This is a genomic window from Agrobacterium fabrum str. C58, assembly GCF_000092025.1.
Classification (GTDB): domain Bacteria; phylum Pseudomonadota; class Alphaproteobacteria; order Rhizobiales; family Rhizobiaceae; genus Agrobacterium; species Agrobacterium fabrum.
In genome coordinates this window covers 704225-724176 of record NC_003062.2, presented here as the reverse complement: position 1 = coordinate 724176, position 19952 = coordinate 704225, and the positions used below count along the sequence as shown (strand labels likewise).

General features: G+C 59.4%; 20 protein-coding genes. 5 read left to right on the top strand and 15 right to left on the bottom strand.

Annotation, left to right across the window (positions count from 1 at the left end; translation table 11 throughout):
* Positions 1-35: 35 nt before the first annotated feature.
* Complete coding sequence (locus ATU_RS03565) at positions 36-1472, top strand: FAD-binding oxidoreductase (RefSeq protein ID WP_010971098.1); 1437 nt, start codon at positions 36-38, stop codon at positions 1470-1472.
* An 11-nt stretch (positions 1473-1483) separates the two neighbouring features.
* Here ATU_RS03565 and ATU_RS03560 read toward each other — a convergent pair whose 3' ends face one another.
* Positions 1484-2002 (bottom strand): glycosyltransferase family protein, encoded by a 519-nt coding sequence (locus ATU_RS03560; protein WP_010971097.1) that lies wholly within the window; start codon positions 2000-2002, stop codon positions 1484-1486.
* 288 nt (positions 2003-2290) lie between these two features.
* Here ATU_RS03560 and ATU_RS03555 point away from each other — a divergent pair, with 288 nt between their 5' ends.
* Both ATU_RS03555 and ATU_RS03550 read left to right on the top strand, forming a co-directional pair.
* A complete protein-coding gene (locus tag ATU_RS03555; protein ID WP_035256314.1) occupies positions 2291-3448 on the top strand; it encodes a PA0069 family radical SAM protein in 1158 nt (385 codons plus the stop codon).
* A gap of 331 nt (positions 3449-3779) precedes the next feature.
* Entirely contained in the window at positions 3780-4433 is a 654-nt protein-coding gene (locus ATU_RS03550) for a ribonuclease HII (protein ID WP_010971095.1), read from the top strand.
* A 64-nt stretch (positions 4434-4497) separates the two neighbouring features.
* Here the strand turns inward: ATU_RS03550 and ATU_RS03545 are convergent, their stop codons facing one another.
* From ATU_RS03545 to ATU_RS03480, 14 genes are all read right to left on the bottom strand, one after another.
* A complete protein-coding gene (locus tag ATU_RS03545; protein ID WP_010971094.1) occupies positions 4498-5133 on the bottom strand; it encodes a CatB-related O-acetyltransferase in 636 nt (211 codons plus the stop codon).
* A 159-nt stretch (positions 5134-5292) separates the two neighbouring features.
* Positions 5293-5754, bottom strand: coding sequence for a pyridoxamine 5'-phosphate oxidase family protein (locus ATU_RS03540; RefSeq protein ID WP_010971093.1), 462 nt, complete (start codon positions 5752-5754; stop codon positions 5293-5295).
* Positions 5755-6035: 281 nt separating this feature from the next.
* The gene (locus ATU_RS03535; RefSeq protein WP_010971092.1) at positions 6036-6521 is read right to left on the bottom strand and encodes a F0F1 ATP synthase subunit B; all 486 of its coding nucleotides are present in this window, start codon (positions 6519-6521) and stop codon (positions 6036-6038) included.
* 1 nt (position 6522) lies between these two features.
* Positions 6523-7164 carry a F0F1 ATP synthase subunit B gene (locus tag ATU_RS03530; RefSeq protein WP_010971091.1) on the bottom strand — a complete coding sequence of 214 codons (642 nt, stop codon included), beginning with the start codon at positions 7162-7164 and terminating at the stop codon, positions 6523-6525.
* 79 nt (positions 7165-7243) lie between these two features.
* Positions 7244-7471, bottom strand: coding sequence for a F0F1 ATP synthase subunit C (locus ATU_RS03525; protein WP_003494147.1), 228 nt, complete (start codon positions 7469-7471; stop codon positions 7244-7246).
* A gap of 73 nt (positions 7472-7544) precedes the next feature.
* Entirely contained in the window at positions 7545-8294 is a 750-nt protein-coding gene (locus ATU_RS03520) for a F0F1 ATP synthase subunit A (protein ID WP_006309767.1), read from the bottom strand.
* Between the two features lie 60 nt (positions 8295-8354).
* Entirely contained in the window at positions 8355-8720 is a 366-nt protein-coding gene (locus ATU_RS03515; RefSeq protein ID WP_006309766.1) for an AtpZ/AtpI family protein, read from the bottom strand.
* Positions 8721-8990: 270 nt separating this feature from the next.
* A complete protein-coding gene (locus ATU_RS03510) occupies positions 8991-10154 on the bottom strand; it encodes a cell wall hydrolase (protein WP_035256309.1) in 1164 nt (387 codons plus the stop codon).
* Between the two features lie 360 nt (positions 10155-10514).
* A complete protein-coding gene (locus ATU_RS03505) occupies positions 10515-12434 on the bottom strand; it encodes a potassium transporter Kup (RefSeq protein WP_006309764.1) in 1920 nt (639 codons plus the stop codon).
* A 15-nt stretch (positions 12435-12449) separates the two neighbouring features.
* Positions 12450-13427, bottom strand: a complete 978-nt coding sequence (locus ATU_RS03500) for a magnesium transporter CorA family protein (protein WP_035256305.1) — start codon at positions 13425-13427, stop codon at positions 12450-12452.
* Positions 13428-13765: 338 nt separating this feature from the next.
* Positions 13766-14932, bottom strand: coding sequence for an Mrp/NBP35 family ATP-binding protein (locus ATU_RS03495; RefSeq protein ID WP_010971088.1), 1167 nt, complete (start codon positions 14930-14932; stop codon positions 13766-13768).
* A gap of 116 nt (positions 14933-15048) precedes the next feature.
* Entirely contained in the window at positions 15049-16272 is a 1224-nt protein-coding gene (locus tag ATU_RS03490; RefSeq protein WP_006313192.1) for a CmpA/NrtA family ABC transporter substrate-binding protein, read from the bottom strand.
* Between the two features lie 78 nt (positions 16273-16350).
* Positions 16351-17091: a helix-turn-helix transcriptional regulator gene (locus ATU_RS03485; protein WP_035256302.1), complete on the bottom strand. Its 741-nt coding sequence runs from the start codon at positions 17089-17091 to the stop codon at positions 16351-16353.
* A gap of 210 nt (positions 17092-17301) precedes the next feature.
* Positions 17302-18141 (bottom strand): IclR family transcriptional regulator, encoded by an 840-nt coding sequence (locus ATU_RS03480; RefSeq protein WP_010971086.1) that lies wholly within the window; start codon positions 18139-18141, stop codon positions 17302-17304.
* Between the two features lie 100 nt (positions 18142-18241).
* Here ATU_RS03480 and ATU_RS03475 point away from each other — a divergent pair, with 100 nt between their 5' ends.
* Positions 18242-19024, top strand: a complete 783-nt coding sequence (locus ATU_RS03475; RefSeq protein WP_035256297.1) for an SDR family NAD(P)-dependent oxidoreductase — start codon at positions 18242-18244, stop codon at positions 19022-19024.
* Entirely contained in the window at positions 19024-19938 is a 915-nt protein-coding gene (locus tag ATU_RS03470; protein ID WP_010971084.1) for a 2-dehydro-3-deoxygalactonokinase, read from the top strand. The genes ATU_RS03475 and ATU_RS03470 overlap by 1 nt, the downstream gene beginning before the upstream one ends.
* The last annotated feature ends 14 nt before the right edge of the window (positions 19939-19952 follow it).

Here is a 19952-nt window from a genome sequence, read left to right as displayed (position 1 = left end):
TCGCCCATGTTTCAAAAGACAGCGAGACGCCGCCCATGACGCCCATGACCGCCATCCCCTCCTCCGATATCCTTGACCGCTTCACCGCCATCGTTGGCGAAAAAAATGCGGTGCGCGACCTGGCGGAAATGGCACCGCGCCTGGTGGAAAATCGCGGACTTTATCGCGGCGCTTCCCCCCTGCTCCTCAAGCCCGGTTCCGTCGAGGAGGTTGCCGCCATCCTGAAGCTCGCCAGCGAGACCGGCACGCCCATCGTGCCGCAAACCGGCAATACCGGCCTTGTGGGCGGCCAGACGCCGCGCGCTGACGGCACCGATATCATCCTATCGCTGGAGCGCATGAACCGCATCCGCGACATCGATCCCGTTGCCAATATCATCGTCGCCGATGCCGGCTGCATTCTTGACGACATTCACAAGGCCGCCAGCTCCGTGGAGCGCATGTTCCCGCTATCGCTCGGTTCTCAAGGCTCCTGCCGCATCGGTGGCAATCTCGCCACCAATGCAGGCGGAACGGCGGTGCTTGCCTATGGCAATATGCGCCAGCTGTGCCTCGGGCTCGAAGTGGTCCTGCCAACCGGCGAAATCTGGAACGGGCTGCGCCGGCTGAAAAAGGACAATACGGGTTACGATCTGCGCGATCTCTTCATCGGCTCCGAGGGCACGCTCGGTGTCATCACCGGCGCGGTGCTGAAGCTTTTCCCCAAGCCGCTCGGCCATCAGGTCGCTTTTGCCGGTCTTGCCTCCACCGAGGATGCCCTGAAACTGTTCGAAATGGCCTCCAACCTCTGCGGCACGGCGCTGACCGGCTTTGAACTCATGCCACGAATCGGCGTCGAGTTCACCGCCAGGCACATTCCCGGCGTGCGCGACCCTCTGGGGCAGCCGCATGACTGGTACGCGCTCATCGATATCTCCACCTCCGATTCGGCCGAGACGGCGGACACGATGATGCAATCGCTGCTGGAGCGTGGTTTTGAGGCCGGGCTGGTCGAGGATGCGGTGATCGCCTCATCGGAAGCGCAGCGTCAGGCGCTGTGGCACATGCGTGAAAGCATGTCGGACGCGCAGAAGCCGGAGGGCGGATCGATCAAGCATGACGTTTCCGTTCCGGTGTCGAAAATACCGGAATTCATGACTACTGCGGAAAAGGCCGTGCTCGCCGCCATTCCCGGCGCCCGCATCTGCGCCTTCGGCCATCTCGGCGACGGCAACATCCACTACAATATCTCCCAGCCAGTCGGTGCCGACAAGGCCGAATTCCTCGGCCGCTGGCGAGACATGAACGAGATCGTGCACGGTATCGTGCTGTCGCTCGGCGGCTCGATTTCGGCCGAACATGGTATCGGCCAGCTGAAGCGCGACGAACTGGCCGCCATCCGGCCCGGCATTGAAATGGAGTTGATGCATCGCATCAAGCACGCCTTCGACCCTGCGGGTATCATGAACCCCGGCAAGGTTTTGGTGGGGTAAGATTGCCGGCCTCAGGCCGGCGTTCGCAAAGCCCAGGCCGGCACCATTTCCGCATTCAAGCGGCGCGGCTTTTGCCCGCCAACCAGCTCCTTAAGGCTCATGCCCGATTTTGCGATTGCAAGGGCCTGTGTCTTTGGCAGGAGGTATCCGTGTTCCAGCGGCGGTGCGCGGTGCACCATGCGGCTGAAGATATTCCGCCGGTGATAACGCGAGGGCGAAAAACGTGCGGGATCAGGGCAGATCGCGACATATTCGAGGATTTCGTCGATCCAGCCCGCCTGCGGGCGCGCACCGGGCTCGATCAACAACAGCCAGCCGCCACGCGCGGATTGCAGGATTTCCTGAATGTCCCACTGCCCATAAAAGCGGCAACCGGCGGCATCGGCCACGCGCGACGATCCATCGCGCGAACCGTGATCGAGAATCACCACATCGCTCACAAGCCCTTCCACTGCACCGGTCACAAGCGCGGACAGCGTGTGCGCCAGTTCCGGTTCCTGATCCCGGCATTCCATTAAGACTGTCAACATAGGCATAGCTCTAACGCATCGCACAATAAATTGCCACTGGCCTCTTTGCGATGGAGAATAGCCCGATGCGTGCGGCACATTGCACCGGCGTCGATAGCCATCCGGCTTCCGCCGTTTGTGCCGCAGGCCGGCGACCCAGTCGTAATCTCATAATTTTGTTCTTGTATTGTTCTCATTCCTGATGTAGGAATTTAATCATTCGGACGGCGAGCAAACGCCGCTCCAGATGGAAACGGTTTAGGGCGTTGAGCGTGCCTTGATGGCGTGCGGCGCTCTGGGAGCATCCAGATGAGAAACCATACGCTTGACGGGCAGGCCACCTTTCAGCCGAGCCATATGCCTGATATTGCCAATGCGCTTGCCGATGCATCCGGCCTGCGCATCGAGATCGACCGTCGTCGCGGGCGGGGCGCCGGGTTGAACCCGGACGGGCGCTTCGAGGCCTTGCAGCGCGAGGTTTTCGACGATGGCTGGCAGACGCTTGAGGATATGCCGGAATTCCGCACCGAGGTGCAGGTCGAAAAGCCGCGCAGCATTATAACTCACAACGAATCTCCAGATATCCCGTTCGACCGTTCCATCAATCCCTATCGCGGTTGCGAACATGGCTGCATCTATTGTTTCGCAAGGCCTAGCCACAGCTATATGGGGCTTTCGGCCGGGCTCGATTTCGAGTCGAAGCTTTTCGCCAAGCCGGATGCTGCAAAGCTGCTCGAACGGGAATTGGCGAAACCGGGCTACAAGCCGCGGGTGATCGCCATCGGCACCAATACCGATCCTTATCAGCCGATAGAGCGCGAATGGCGTATCATGCGGCAGATACTGGAAGTGCTGGCCAAGGCCGATCACCCCGTCGCCATCGTCACCAAATCGGCGCTGATCAGGCGGGACATCGACATTCTGGCGCCAATGGCTAAAAAGGGTCTCGCCAAGGTCGGCATTTCCGTAACCACGCTGGACCGCAAGCTCGCGCGCAACATGGAACCGCGCGCTGCCACGCCGGAGAAACGGCTGGAGGCAGTGAAGGCATTGACGGAGGCTGGCGTTCCGGTTGCCGTGATGATGGCGCCCGTCATTCCGGCCCTCAACGATCATGAGATCGAACGTATTCTCGAGGCCGGCAAGGCAGCGGGGGCGACCGAGGCTTCTTATGTGCTGCTGCGTCTGCCACTGGAGGTGAGCCCACTGTTTCGCGACTGGTTGTTGCGCAACTATCCGGACCGTTATCGCCATGTCATGTCGCTGGTGCGCTCCATGCGTGACGGCAAGGATTACGACGCGGAATTCGGCAAGCGCATGAAGGGCGCCGGTCCCTACGCCTGGCAGATCGGCCGGCGTTTCGAGATGGCGACGAAAAGGCTTGGCCTTATCCGCCGTGGCATTCATCTGCGCGACGATCTCTTCGTGCCGCCGGGGGGTGCCGGGGTCCAATTGTCACTGCTTTGAAACCGGCGCTGAAAGCGTCGCTGTTGATTACGGCTGTCTTACCGACGTGCCGATATCAGGAAGAATATTATTTGGAGCGCCGGTCCTTCGTTTAACCGGCATGCTCCTGACGAAATGCCCGGCGGGTTTTCCCTGGCCTGCCGGACATTGCCCCCGGAACCCGCCGCCTCGCGTGCGATCGTTTTTCCTCCGCCGCCCCGCTGGAGGATCAAAGGTCATGACGACCTAAGGGGCACGGTGAGCCACGCCCCTCGACCCCGGCTCACCGCGCCTGTCATCGCCCGCTTCCGGGGGCTTGCAGGAGATCGGGTGTGTATGCGAGTTTCGCCGCATGAAACGCACCGCCACACCCGATTCTCCTGCTCTTTTCGACCTTGTCGATACCGGCCCGGACTTCGCGTTCGAACTGGAAGCCAAAAAGAAGGGCTTCTGGCCCGTGGCCGGCACGGATGAGGCAGGCCGGGGGCCACTTGCCGGCCCGGTGGTTGCGGCGGCCGTCATTCTCGATCCGGATAATATTCCCAAAGGCATGGACGATTCCAAGAAGCTGACCAGGCAGAAACGGGAAAGCCTTTTTGTGCAGATCATGGAAACCTCGATCGTGTCGGTCGCCTCCTCCGGCCCCGGCCTGATCGACAGCGTGAATATCCTGCGTGCCAGCCTCGACGCCATGCGCCGCGCCGTGCTCGGCCTCGAAATCCCCCCCGCCCTCGTGCTGGCCGACGGCCGCGACAGGCCACCGGGCATCCCCTGCGAAGCCAAGGCCGTCATCAAGGGCGATTCCCGCTCCCTCTCCATCGCCGCCGCCTCGATCATCGCCAAGGTGACCCGCGACCGGATGATGGAACGGGCCGGCGTGGTGCACACCTCCTACGGCTTCGAAGGGCATGCCGGTTACGGCACGCCGGCCCATCTGCGCGCCATCGAAAGCCATGGGCCTTGCGCGCTGCACCGGATGAGCTTTCGGCCGCTGAAGCGGGATTGAGCGGCGAATACGGGACTTTTAATCTTCTCCGCTTTCAAAGCGGGTAGTTAAAAATGTTGCGTTTCTATTGAACCAATCTGAGCGCGGCAATATCGCCGCTATCAAGCGCCCCTAGATTGGCCTCGATTTTATCGATCGGCCAGTCCCACCAGGCAAGATGAAGTAGTTCGCTGACAACTTCGCTGGAGTAACGCATTCGGATGATGGATGCCGGGTTTCCTCCGACGACTGCGTAGGGTGGAACATCGCGAGCAACAACCGATGCAGCGGCGACAATCGCACCGTGGCCTATGCGAACCCCCGGCATGATTGCCGCGTTCTGGCCAATCCATACATCGTGATCAACAATCGTGTCCTTAACGGGCAGGTCTTTGTAACCAAAGGTCTCTGGTTTGAAGATGCGAAACGGATAGGTCGTGAAGCCAGTCATCGGATGGTTTGCCGAACTCGTTATGAAGTAACTGCCTCTCGCGATTTGGACAAATTTGCCGATCACCAATCGCTCGCGAACGCTATGCCCCAGATAAGGCGCAAGGATCACCGCTGTATCTTCTAGTCTTCCAGAATGCGTGTAATAGGTGAAATCACCTATCTCCATGCGTGGATGATCCACAACGTTCTTCAGATATACCGTATCCCGATACAAGCAACCGTCGGGTAAAGTAATCGGATAAACCGCATTCCTGTCGAGAAGAGCCATGATGAACCTTTTTAAGTGCATCGCTAGCTAGGCTGATGAGATGCAGCATTCTGCAAAACCCTGCGGGCGACTGTGTTGCGACGAGACTAATGTCACACAGCATGGAAATCCATTGCGGCCCACGTATCGTTCCAATGAAGATTTTTGATATCAAAGCGTCTAGACAGGCTGGACCCCATAGGTCGCATAAGCGCTCTGCATTCTCTCATTCTCGCTGCGCTCGGGAAACAGCTTGTAGCTCGGTGCCCATATGCGGGAAACGCTTTCGATTTTGACAGCAATAATATTCCGTATCGGAAAATCCGCGCCCGCCATATGCAGTAGGTCGGCACCGAACGCCTGAAAATCCGCGTTGCCGGGTGCCAATATTCTGGCATTGCCGGTGAGTTTGAATCCCTTCTGTCGAAATACATCAACGAAGCTGACGCAGACTTTCGGGCGGGCGATGGCGTTGTGGACGCTGTGTGACGAAGCAATGTCAGCGATGACAATATGTTCCTCGCCGTAGCTGGTGAATATCTCCTTCGGTGTCACACTGGGAGTGCCATCATCATCGACGGTCGCAAGCCAGCAGAGTACCGAGTTTTCCATATCGGCCCTGATCGCGTCGTTGATCTTCATAATGTTCCTCCCTTTCAATCCAGCGCCGACGTGAGCCGATCTTTTGCAACTCAATCAATCATTTCCGCCACCCCATACACCAACCTTCCGGCGAAGCTATCGCTGAACCTCAATATGTTGCAACCATTATTGGCGGTGGAGAGATACTTGTCTGAAGTGGAAGGGAGCCATACGGCGCCCGTTCAAAGGCGAAGCCGCCTTACAGGCAGAAAGAAAAAACCCCTCACAGCGGACTGGAGGGGTTTCAGATTACAAGACCACGGAAGGTCTGATGTAAAATCTCAGTTCAGCTTCGACTTCACTTCGCCGATCGTGGCAGCGAAAAGCTTGGCCTTTGCGGCGGCCGTGGTCTTTTCCGCCAGCAGCTTCTCGGAAGCGGCGATGGCAATGTCGACGGCGGCGGCGCGGACGGCGCCGATGGCGTCTTCTTCGGCCTGCTTGATTTTCTGTTCCGAAAGGGCCGTGCGGCGGGCGACGAATTCTTCCGTCTTCTGCTTGGCTTCTTCGGTGAGTGCGGCTGCCTCGCGTTCGGCGGCGGCAACGATGCCGGCGGCTTCCGCTTCAGCTTCCTTGCGCTTACGCTGATATTCGGCCAGCAGATGCTGGGCCTCTTCGCGCAGACGCTTGGCTTCGGCCAACTCGTCCTGAATGTTCTGTGCGCGCTCGTCCAGAGACTTGGAGAGCATGCCCGGAACCTTGAGATAGGCGATCAGGACAAAGAAAAGGACGAGACCGACGAGAGCGAAAAATGATGCATCAAATGCCATGTCAGGCTCCCTTCACGGCAGAAGCGGCGGCAATGGCGGCCTTGACGTCGGTATCCTTGACCTTGGCGCCAACCAGCTGGTCGACGATTGCGGTCGCGGTTTCCTCGGCGATTGCGCCAACATCCGCGAATGCATGATCCCTGATACCCGCAATGCGCTTTTCGGCGGCGGCGAGCTTCTCAGCAAGACCGGCTTCGATTGCGGCGCGGTCGGCATCGGCCTTCGCCTTGGCGGCGTCACGTGCCGAGGCGCCGATCGAGCTTGCCTTGGCGCGGGCTGCCGCGAGTTCTTTTTCATAGGTTTCGACGGCTGTGTCGGCTTCGGCTTTCAGCCGCGCCGCTTCGTCGAGATCCTGTGCGATGCGTCCGTGACGGTTTTCGAGAATGCCGCCGACGCGCGGAACGATGACCTTCTGCATGAGCAGGTAGAAAAGGCCGAACGTGATCGCGAGCCACAGGACCTGCGATGCATAAGTAGACTGGTCGAACGGCGGGAAAACGCCGGAAGCACCGTGTTCGGCGCCATGCGCTACACCGGTTTCCGTGTGCGTGGCTTCCGGTTGCGGCTGGCCGACGGCCGGAGTTTCCGTATGCGTTTCACCTACGGTCGGTGCTGACTGGGCATAAGCCTCGGTCACGAACATGCTCACCTCCAGGGGGACTGCAAATGCGAAGGATCACGGCACGCCATTTGCGGGCCGTGATCCAGACCTGATGCCGTTATCAGACAGCGAACAGGAGAAGGAGAGCAACGAGCAGCGAGAAGATGCCCAGAGCTTCCGTAACGGCGAAGCCGAATACCAGACGGCCGAACTGGCTGTCGGCAGCAGAGGGGTTGCGCAGTGCGCCGGAGAGGTAATCACCGAAGATACGGCCGAGTGCGAGGGACGTACCAGCCATGCCGAGGCATGCGAGACCTGCGCCGATGTACTTTGCTGCTTCCGCTTCCATGTGAGACTCCTTGAGATATAGGTTGTTGCGGCTATCTTTTGGCGCCCGTTGCCGGGGCCAGCGACTTTACTTCTCAGTGACCACCATGCACGGCATCGTTCAGGTACATGCAAGTCAGTACCGCGAACACATAAGCCTGCAGGAAGGCAACGAGAAATTCGAGAGCGGTCATTGCGACCGTCATGATGAGAGGCAGGACAGCGCCGCCGACGCCGAGTGCGCCGAGCGCACCCATGGAGGCGACGAAGCCTGCGAAAACCTTGAGCGTGATGTGGCCAGCCAGCATGTTCGCGAAAAGACGAACCGAAAGGCTGATGGGGCGCGACAGGAACGAGATCATTTCAATCGACGCGACAAGCGGCAAAAGCGCCTTCGGAACGCCTGACGGGGCGAAGATGCCGAAGAAATGCAGGCCATGCTTGTAAAAACCGTAAACGATGACCGTGCCGATGACGAGGCAGGCAAGCGCGAATGTGACGATGATCTGGCTGGTCACCGTGAAGAAATACGGGAACATGCCGAGAAGGTTTGCCGTCAGCACGAACATGAACAGCGAGAAAACGAATGGGAAGAACACCATACCCTTCTTGCCGGCGCCTTCGCGCAGCATGGAGGCGATGAACTCATAGGACATTTCAGCAACGGACTGCATGCGGGTCGGGATCAGACCGCGGTTCGACGTTGCGAAATAAAGAAAACCGGACGCAGCAGCCACGGTCGCAACCATGAACAGCGACGCATTGGTGAAGGAAAAATCGACGCCGCCAATTTCGATCGGAATGATCGGCTGCACCAAGAACTGATGGGTCGGATCGTTTGCCACCGGCTGCCCTCTTTACCTGTCGCCGCGCATCGCGGCATCTCAACTGCAAGAAAAAACAGCTTAAGCGCCGCCTTTTCCACCCTCGTCCTGTCTGTCCGCCTTCTCCAGCAGCGGCGGCTTGGCCACCGCGCCCGTCGAGCGCAACACATTCAATACGCCTGCGCAGAAACCGAGAAGAAGAAGAACGATCATCCCCCACGGCGTCGTGCCGACAAAATAGTCCAGAAGATAACCCAGCATAGCGCCGACCACGATGGCCGAAATGAACTCCGATGAGAGCTTGACCGCCATCGCAAAACCTTTCCGGTTTTCCGCAGCGTTGGTCTCCGCCCTCACGTCCGCCTCATCCTCCGCCTTCACCTTTGCCAACTCATCAGCAAGGCGCTTGCGACGCTCGTCCAGACTATCGTCACGGTTGCCAGTCATCTTAAAATCCCACCCATTTTCTCCGTTCCAGCCATGCCAGAACCCTTTGGAGTTGTAAACGGTGACGGATTAAGCCTGTTCCAGCCCGCTCTGAAGTCGCGCGCAACATAGTTTTAGGGGCTTCGCTAGTCAAGGCACTGGCGCAGCTTGTTTCGATACAAATTTATTTTTTTATAACAATAACTTAATGCCAAATCACGGTTTGGCGGCGATGTTTCGCCAGGGAATCGGCATTTTTGACACGCAAAATGCGACAAATTGGCGGTGGTATCAGCTCCAGCCGCCACCATAGGTACGATAAAAGACGTGCAGGCCGATCCTGCCGACCTTCTTCATGGATTTTCCCCAGGCGGGGCGAACATAAACGGCATGATAATGAGTCGCAGAGCCGACTTCCGTCAGCCAGATCTTGCCGGCGGTGGTGGCCATGGCCACTTCGCGCGCCATTTTCCAGTGACGTTCGGAATTCACCCGGTCCTTGATATTGTCGCAGGCGAAGGAAAACTGGCAGCGGTTGCGCCAATCCTTGTTCTGATAGACCACACCGCAGATGGTTTTCGGATAGGCGGGGTTGCGCACGCGGTTGAGGATGACCTGCGCCACCGCCGCCTGGCCTTTCACCGATTCACCGCGTGCCTCGAAATAGATGCCGGAGGCGAGGCACTGCTGCTCGGCTGCGGAGAAGACTTCGGCCGGCAGCGGGGTCGCCGCCCAGGCATGATCGTCCGCACTGATCTGCGGCACGAAACGGCCGGCCTCCGGCTTTTTGAGAATGGCGTCGAAAGGCGATTCTCGGGCGAAATCGGGGGCAGCCGGCGCATAGGCCGTGGCGAGAATGTCCGGAGTACGGTTGGTGACGAGTTCCGCCAGCATCGGCGAGACGCTCTTATCCGCCTTCTTTTCGTCGCGGCGGAAATAGAAGGAGGCGAGTTCGACGTCCTTGCCGCGTTTCGGCTTGACGAAGGCCGTGCGGTCCTTGCGCTTCAGCGGTTCGATATCCAGCATGCTCGTGCGTTGGAGGACGGAACCGGCAGTGAAGGCCTTGGGCGGTTGCATGATTTCGGTTGCGACGATGCGGCCTTTCTTGGCGGCGCGGTTGACACGCTCGCTATCCGGCGTCGTTGCCTCACCCTTCTTGTTGGTGACGAAAGCGACCTTGCTGCCATTTGGCAGGGTCATGCCGCTGCCATGCAGCGCCGCATCGCCTGCCGCGTCATTGAAGGTGAGCGAGGCATTGTGCACCGAACCTGCCGGAGACGCGGTCAGCACCATGCGCCATTGCTCACCGCCATTGTCCAGCCCCGCCAGAAGCGAGGCCAGATCCGCACGGGCGGCAAGAGAAGGAAAGACGAGCCAGGCGGCAAGGCCGAAGACGACGGGCGAGGTCCATTTTGACGCCCACCCCTCTCGGGACATGGCGGACCGACGACGCATTACACTTTTCGAACGCAAAACCAGCACTCCGAACACCGACAACCGAATTTTCTACAGGTGTTCAAGAATCTCTTATTAACCTTGATGCTTGGTTAACGCCGCGCAGGAAGGTGCCTTCACGTTAGTGTGTGAACATATCCTAATTGGCGTGGCGGGTGCATCGGGTTTGCATATGCCGGCTATAATTGTCCCACAGGGCATCTCCCACATCCGTCATTTCGGCCTCGAGCCGGAATCGAGCCGACGCGCGTCTGCGCGGGGGAAGACTCCCTTCAGCCCAAGGACTTGGGCCGGCCGGATACCGTCTCGAGGCCGGCATGACGGAGAAAACAGGAACCGGCGCGCCGCCGGATGGCTCCATCAGACGACGACGTGAGAGCCGAGTTCCACCACACGGTTTGCAGGCAGGCGGAAATAGTCGGAGGGATCGGCAGCGGTTTCGGCAAGCGCGATGAACAGACGGTTCTGCCAGCCCGGCATGCCGGATTTCGGATCCGGCACCAGCTTGCGGCGGCCGAGGTAAAACGAGGTCGACATGATGTCGAACTTGTAGCCGGTGCGTCTCAGATAGCCCAGCGCCTGTGTAACGTTCTGGGTTTCCATGAAGCCGAAATGCAGCTCGACCACGGCAAAACGATCGCTGAGTTTCGTCAGCGTGTATCTGTCCTCCGGACGAACGCGCGGCTGGTCCTCGGTGCGGATCGTCAGGATGACGTTCTTGTCGTGCAGGACATGGTTATGCTTGAGATTGTGCAACAATGCCGCCGGTGCTGCCTCCGGATCGCCGGTGAGGAAAATCGCGGTGCCGGGCACACGCACCGGCGCATGGGCGCTTTCTTTTTCCACCGAAGCGACGAAGGCCTTCAGCGGCACATCCCCGCGGCGGGTCTTGGCGAAAAGGATTCTCGAGCCGCGCTGCCAAGTGGTCATGATGACGGTGAAGGCGATCGCCAGCAGCACCGGCACGTAACCACCATCGTGGATCTTGAGCAGGTTCGCGCCAAGGAAGATCAGCTCCAGCAGCAGAAGCGGGGTCAGCACAGCAAGCGCCAGCCAAATCGACCATTGCCAGCGTTTGCGCACGAATTCGAAGAACATCAGGCTGGTGACGACCATCGCGCCGGTAACCGAGATACCGTAGGCGGTGGCCAGCGCATCCGAACTTTTGAAGGTGAGCACCAGTGCCACGACGCCGAACAAAAGGATGGTATTGACGGCCGGCAGATAGATCTGCCCGGTATTGGTTTCCGAGGTGAAGAGGATTTCCATACGCGGCAGGTAGCCAAGATGGATCGCCTGACGAACCAGCGAAAACGCGCCTGTTATCACCGCCTGGCTGGCGATGATGGTAGCGGCGGTCGCCAGAATGACGGCCGGCAGGATCGCCCATTGCGGGAACATCAGGTAGAACGGATTGGACATGGCTGCCGGGTCTTTCAGGACCAGCGCGCCCTGCCCGAGATAATTCAGCGTCAAAGCCGGGAAAACCAGACAGAACCACGCCCACTGGATGGGGCGGCGGCCGAAATGGCCAAGGTCTGCATAAAGTGCTTCAGCACCTGTTATCGTCAGGAAGACCGCACCGAGCACGACGACGCCGTAAAAGCCTTCATTGGCCAGAAACTCCACCGCATGCCAGGGATTGAAGGCAAAAAGAATGCCGAAATCATCGGCTATATGAATAAGGCCGGCCCCGCCCATCACGAGAAACCAGACCGCCGTGATCGGGCCGAAGAACTTCGCCACCGTGCCGGTGCCATGCGACTGGATTGCGAAGAGGCCGATGAGGATGCAGACGGATATCGGAATGATGAAGTCGTCCATGGCAGGCGTGACGAGCTTCAGACCTTCCACCGCCGAAAGCACCGATAGCGCCGGCGTGATCATCGCGTCACCCAGGAACAGGGCGGCGCCGATGAGACCGAGCACGATGAGAACGCTGCGATGCGTGCCCGCCGTCTTCATAAGCAGCGCCAGAAGCGACAGCGTGCCGCCTTCGCCGTCATTGTCGGCACGCAGCAGAAGCGTGATATATTTGAAGGTCACGATGATCGTCAGCGACCAGATCATCAGCGATGTGAGACCAATGACCTCCTCCCGCGTCACGCCATCATAGGCGATCGGCTTCAGGGCTTCGCGAAAGGCATAAAGCGGACTGGTGCCGATATCACCGTAAACGACCCCGATGGAACCAAGGATGGCAGCATAAAGCCCCTTGTTCTTGTGCGAGTCATCGGCATCCGGTTTCTCGGCAACGTCCTTGTCTGCGATTTGAGACATGATGATCCTGGCTCTTCAGAGCCAGCCCTTCCAGCGGAAAAAGAGAAACGGGATGATGGCGGACATCAGCATGACGACCAGCGCAAGGGGATAACCAAATGTCCAGTTCAACTCCGGCATGAGCTGAAAGTTCATTCCATAAACCGAAGCCACCAACGTTGGCGGCAAAAACACCACCGAAGCGATCGAGAAAATCTTGATGATGCCGTTCTGCTCGATGTTGATGATGCCGAGAGAGGCGTCGAGCAGAAATGTCAGATTGCCGGAAACGAAGGAGGCATGTTCGTTCAGCGATTGTATATCGCGCCCGACAGACTTACCCTGTTCCTTTGCCCCCTTGTCCTCGCGCGCTTGGTCGCTGGTGGACAGGAAGGTCTGCAGCCGCGCCAGCGATGCGAGGCTGACGCGAAGCTTCGAGATCAGCCGGTGATAGGCGGCGATGTTGGTCAGGCGATCTTCGAGATAACGGGGTGCCTTGCGCTTGCTGCGCGCCTGACTGCCGAGAATGTCGGCGGCGAGATTGTCGATGCCCGTAACTGAATTTTCGAGAATTTCCGCGGTCCGGTCGACGATGGTTTCCAGCAGTTTCAACAGCAGCGCCGTGCCGCTGCGCATCTCGTGCGGCGCGCGGGTGATGGCGGCGATGAAAAGATGGAATGATTTCGGCTCGGCATAACGGATCGTCACCAGACGCTTGCCGATCAGAATGAAGGCGATATCGGTCAGGCGCGGATCGTCCGAATCCGCCTTCCACACCAGAGAAGCGGTCATGAAGACATTGCCGTCTTCCATATAGAGGCGGCTGGAAGGCTCGATATCCTTGAGGTCTTCGCGCGTCGGCAGTTCAACGCCCAGCAGCTTTTCCACACGCTGCTCTTCCGCCCTGTCGGGATTGACGAGATCGATCCAGACGATGTCGTCGGGAATCGGTCCGGAGCCGTCGTCTGTCGACAGGCTGATCGCCTCGCAATTGGCGCGATAGGCTTTTATCAATCCGTTTCTCCGCTCCACATCGCAGGCATCAGCCGCAATGCTGCTTAACATATCCTGTTTGCGGTCGGCAAACCTCTGGACGACACTTCGAGAGTACTCCGGAACGCGCAGGACAGACTATCCCACCAGCCCGACGGACCAAGAGCCAAACGGCGCAGGCGTATGCGCCCAAAGCGGGATGCAATCAAGCAATATTTTTTCTCGACAGCATTGCAGGCGAAGCATCTCTGGAGTTCAAACCCCGAAAACATGCCCGATACTGGCGATTAATCTTCTGTTTTAAAAGGACTATTCGGAGCCCGCCGACGCACATCCATTTGCACCGGGGGCATACCGCTCTATTCGAAAACGATCTTCGGCGCGGCTTTTCTCTCGTCAGCACCCATCCGCGCCCAGACTTTTTCCGCGATCTCGCGGTAGATCGCGGCCTGCGGGCCATCCGGCTCGGCGACGACGACCGGGGTTCCGGCATCCGACATTTCACGGATGGAGATGGTGAGCGGCACTTCGCCGAGAAACGGCACGCCGATCCTCTCCGCTTCCGCCTTGGCGCCGCCATGGCCGAAAATATCGTAGCGCGCACCAGTATCCGGTGCGATGAAATAGCTCATATTCTCGATGACGCCGAGCAGCGGCACCTCCACCTTCCGGAACATGGTGATACCCTTGCGCGCATCGAGCAGCGCCAGGTCCTGCGGCGTGGAGACGATGACCGCACCGGCAAGCGGCACCTGCTGGGCGATGGTAAGCTGGGCATCGCCCGTGCCGGGCGGCATGTCGAGCACCAGCACATCGAGTTCACCCCAGGCCACCTCGCGCAACATCTGCATCAGGGCAGACTGCACCATCGGCCCGCGCCAGATCATCGCAGCTTCCTCATCCACCAGAAAGCCCATGGACATGACCTTCAGTCCGTAATTCTCCATGGGAAGGATGATGCGATCTTCCTGCTGCTTCGGACGGCCGGAGATTTTCAAGAGCCGCGGCAGCGAGGGGCCGTAAATATCGGCATCGAGCATGCCGACCTTGAGGCCGAGCGCCTGCAGACCAAGCGCCAGATTGACGGCCGTCGTTGATTTGCCGACGCCACCCTTGCCCGACGCCACGGCGATGATGGCGCGGACGCCCGGCACGCCCACCTTGGACGAGCCCGGCTGCGGTGTCGGCCGACCGGGCGCGGCGGCGGGCCGGCCGGTTGCTGCGGCGGGACGCGCGGGGGTGGGACCTGCGGGGGCGGGCTGCTGCTGGCCGGGTTTGCGATCGGCCGTCAGCGCAACGACCGCGCCGGCAATGCCTTCCACGCTTTTGGCCGCCCGTTCGGCTGCAAGCCGCAGAGGTTCCATTTCAGAGGCCTTGTCGGCCGGAACGGTGATGGAGAAATAGGCCTTCGCGTCGGCGATGAAGATTTCCGAGACCATGCCGAGCGCGACGATGTTCTTGCCGCTGCCGGGATAGATCACCGTTTCCAGCGCCTTTTCGACCTGGTTCTTGCTGACCTCTGCCATGTTCATCCTCCGCTACATCATTCCAGGGTATTGCGTGCATCCATAGCCAAGCCGGAGCGCTTCGCCAATGCCAAAGCGCAGGCGGCAGGTATTCGCGACGATTTAACGCTGCGGTTTCAGATTTCGTCGTCCATCTCGAGCGTTTCCGGGTCGAAGACACGGCCGTCGAAAAAACAGTCGGGGCCAAGGACGAGGCCGGTGCGCGAGGCGCCGACATGGACAGGTTCCTTCAGCGTGCCTTCAAGCTTCAGATTGGCGCCCGGCACGGGTACGAAAAGCGGCTTCATGGCCTTGCGGAAAATATCCGGCCGATAGGCATTGCGCGCCGCCTCCGCCATCGTTGGTTCCAGCCGTCGCTCAGCGGGAACTTCGCCCCAGCGCAGCATCTGGCTGAAGAACCATAGCGCCTGGCTCTGCCATGGAAAATTGGCCGCCTTGGCGCTCGTCACGAAGAATTCCTGAAAACGCTGCATGTCCCGTTGCGAAGTGGAAATATAGCCGGTCAGCGCCGGCAGCAGGAATTCACCGTTTTCATCGATGTATTGAGGGGCGGCGAGAATGCCGGCCAGCTCCTCGATATTGGCGTCGTTCGCACACCATTCGCCGGCACGGTAGAGCGCCCGCAGCAATCCTTCCAGCAAAGTGGCATTTTCCTCCGCCCAGCCTTTTTTCACGGCCAGTATCTTTTCCGGCGCATTATGCCAGATCAGGGCGCCCGTGGTGACGATCCGCCCGGCGCCGCCGAGCACCACGGCGCTGCCGGCCGGTTCGGCGGTACAGAGTGCATCGACTTTGCCGCTTTCCAGAAGTGCGGGCATTGCTTTCGGCAGGGCCTCGATGATTTCCATGTCCCGGCCGAGCAGGACGCCGCAGCTTCCGAGCAGATAACGCAAGGTATAAAAGGGCGTGGAGACAATATCCTCCACAGCAAAGACCGGCGGATTTTTGCCCGCCGCCCGCCGCGCGGCGCAGACGCGGGCCATGGCCCGCCCGAAGGCAGCCGGATCGGGCAGCTTCATCCCTTCGCGGTAAAGCTCATCGTAAAATCCATGGGAAACCGCCGTTGCCGATCCGCCGAGGGAAAGCGTGAAAACGCCGACAATATCGGCCGGCAGATCATCGAGGCCGACAGCGGAGCCGACCGGAACCGGTGCGGGCAGATGCCCTATGTGAATGTCATCCCCGCCAAGTGCGGCGAGAACGGCGCGCGCAGACTGCTCTCTGAAAAGTTCCAGTTCTATGCCTTCATCGGCAGCAAAACCTTTTTCGGCAGCGGCTATCAACACGGCGCAATCGATAGTCGGAGAAAATCCCGCTTTAACCTTATGCCGTTCCGGCAAACGATTTCTCCTTTCCGGTGATTCGAAAGGAGGATCGCCCAGGTAGCGGTTTATCACAATGATAAAATTATGATTTCGCTATTTTATCAGGCCGACCCGCAGCGCTTTCGCGACAGCCTGGGTGCGGTTGACCGTGTCGAGTTTTTTGGTCGCGCGGTTCAGGTAGTGATTGATGGTATGTTCCGAGAGCATCATGATCTCAGCGATTTCAGCGCTCGTCTTGCCAGCGGCGGTCCAGTTCAGACAGTCGATCTCCCGCTCGCTCAGTGTTTCGGGAACCCTGAGGTCCAGGCGGCGGATTTCAGATAGCCGGGCAAAGACATGGCAGGAAATATACAAAAGTTCGGCAAGCCGGGTGGTTGGCAGAACCGCCTTATTGCCTGAAAAGGATATGGCGCCGCGCCTCATGGTGACGTCGTGAACGGGAAACCAGACCGAATTCACCATCTCGAAGCGCTCGAACAGACCTATCACCGTTTTATTAGCGATATGCTCCTCGCCGTTGACCAGAAAATCCATGGAGACGGAGAAGGGTATGGTCGATTTTTTCAGCTGCGCCATCACCCGGCTGTTCTGCAGCATGCCCTCTTCATCATAACGCTGCAAAAGCTCGGCCGGCCAGCTGGTGATAACAGTATATTGCGACAATTCGCTCGCCAGTTCCGACGACAGGTCGAGCACCATGAAGGCGCGAAACTCCCAGACCTCCGTCAGCCGTTTCAGGAAGCGGAATATATCGAATTGCGTGTTGAGACCGGCGATCTCGCGAACGCAATCCACACCAATCGACTGAACGGCGGCCGTTTCTGTTTTCTGCATCAAAGCTGTTCTTCGAGAATGAGAAAATGCCGCCGCAAAAGCCCCGCCCCTGCCCGGAATTGTGGGGGATGTTACTCAGCAAATCGATTCATGCAAACAAAAGTTGAAAGTTTAATTCCGAATAGTCGAAAATAATTACTAACACACATGTATGAGTGTCCTCACGGCCAATTCTGGCGGAGAAACCCGACGGGGCGCGCCGTTTTTCTCTCAATCATCCGCAACCGGGGATAATCTGCAGGCGAGTTCCGCAGAGATTTTATCGGCCGTTTCGCGCACCAGCGGCGCCCAGTTGCGCAGCTGTTCCGCATCCACCCGGTAGGCGGGACCGGTGACCGAGATCGCCGCCACAAAATTGCGGCCCCGCGCCCGGACCGGTGCGGCGACGCAATGAATTCCGATTTCATGTTCCTGAAGATCGAAACCGTAACCATTGTCGCAGATGGCGGCGACATCGGCCATCAGGGCTTCCGGCGTTATCAGCGTCGCCTCCGTGAAACGGTGAAACTCCATTCCTGCGGCAAGTTCCGCCAGCTCATCGACGGGCAGCAGCGACAGCGCCGCCTTGCCCACCCCCGTGCAATAGGCCGGCGAGGTTTTGCCGACCTGCGAATGCATGCGCAATGTATGGCGACCCTCCATCTTGTCGAGATAGGTGACCTGCCCGCCGTTCAGAACGGCGAGATGCACGGATTCCTGCGTCGCTTCCTGCAAGGCCGAAAGATGAGGTGCTGCGACGTTGCGCAGATCATTGCCGCTCCAGGCCTTCGCCGCCAGTTGCAGGAGCCTCAGCCCCACCGCATAGGTCTGATCGGCGGCATGATCCACCAGGCCCTCGGCAACCAGATGCGCGAGCTGGCGGTGAACCGTGCCGCGAGGCTGACCGCTTGCCTCGACGACATCGGTAAAACGCATCGGCTTTTCGGCAAGGGCGATCAGTTCCAGCAGCGAGACGACCTTGCCGAGCGTGCCGGTGGCGTTTTCGGTTTTCTGGTGTGAGGGCGGAACCGCATCGGGCTTTCCGCCATTGGCTTTTTTATCATCAGGCATGCGCCATCCACCGTCATCGGTCTTGACATCATCGAGACGCCAAGAGAATAATTCCACTTAGTAAAATTTAGTTCCAAATAATGGAACAATCAAGCCTTTCATGAACGAGATGACGCCAATGATGCAAGCCCAATTTCCAGACCTCAAGGATGCGGGCGTGCTCGTTACCGGCGGCGGTTCGGGCATCGGGGCATCGCTGGTCGAAGCCTTCGCGATGCAGGGGGCGAAGGTTTCGTTCATCGACATCGCCGAACAGCCGAGCATAGCGCTTGTCGAGCGGCTTGCGGCGACGGTGCCTCACCCGGTCCATTATTTCAGGGCCGACCTCAGTGATATCGACGCGATCAAGCGTACGGTGGATATGGCCGCCTCCGCCACCGGCGGCATCAAGGTGCTGGTCAACAATGCCGCCTGGGACGACCGTCACGACATCGACAGCGTCACAGAGGCCTATTGGGACGCCAACCAGGCGGTCAATCTCAAGCAGATGTTCTTCACGGTTCAGGCTGCCCTTCCCCATCTGCGACAGGCGAAGGATGCCTCGATCGTCAATTTTTCGTCTATCTCGTTTTTGCTGAACATGGGCGAGTTGCCTTCCTATGCAGCGGCGAAAGCCGGCATTATCGGTCTCACCAAGAGCCTTGCCGGCAGGCTGGGGCCGGAAAATATCCGCGTCAACACGCTCCTGCCGGGCATGATCGTGACGGAGCGGCAGAAGGAACTGTGGCTGACGGATGAGGGCATTACGGCCACCACGGCGCGGCAGTGCCTGAAGCGCACGCTCGTCGCTGCCGATCTTTCCGGGCCGTGCCTGTTTCTCGCATCATCGGCATCGAGCGCCATCACGGCGCAATCCATTATCGTAGACGGAGGCCTGTTATAATGTCCGAACCCGCTTTCATCGCCGTTGACTGGGGCACGACCAGTTTCCGGCTCTGGCTTCTCAGCCGATCGGGCGCGGTGCTTGCCGAACGGCGCAGCGCGGAAGGCATGACCACCGCCATGCGGACCGGTTTTGCCGACGTATTGCAGGCGCATCTCGACGCCATCGGCGCACCCGCGGATTTGCCGGTTCTCGTCTGCGGCATGGCGGGCGCACGGCAGGGCTGGGTCGAGGCGGGTTATATCGACGTGCCGGCCTCGCTTTCGGCGGTTCTGGAAGGTGCTGTCCGCGTGCCGGGTCAGACACGGGATGTGCGCATCCTGCCGGGTCTCGCACAGCGGGACAAAGGCGCGCCCGACGTGATGCGCGGCGAAGAAACGCAATTGCTCGGCGCTCTGTCTTCGGGAGATAGTGGAGAGAAACTCGTCTGCATGCCCGGCACCCATTCCAAATGGGTGACCGTCAAGGATGGCGGCGTGACACGCTTCGCCACCTTCATGACCGGCGAACTCTTTGAGGCGATCTCCAAACAGACCATTCTGTCACACGCGGTGGCGGAGGCCGAAGCCTTCACCGGCGAGCACGAGGCTTTCACGGCAGCCGTGCGCGATATCTACGCCCATCCCGAGCTTGCGACCAATCGCCTTTTCACCCTGCGATCCGGCCAATTGCTGCACGGGCTTGCCGCGACCGACGCCAAGGCGAGGCTTTCCGGCATCATGATCGGGCTGGAAATCGCCGGCGCTCATTCGCAGGCAAAGCGCGAGACGCCGGTGGTGCTCATCGGCTCCGGCGCACTCGGCGCGCTTTATGAAGGTGCCTTCACCGCCCTTGATATCCACTATACGGTCATCGACGCCGACGACGCCGTGCGGCGCGGATTGCTGGCCGCTGCAAATGCCATCTGGCCATAGGAAGAAAGATCGAC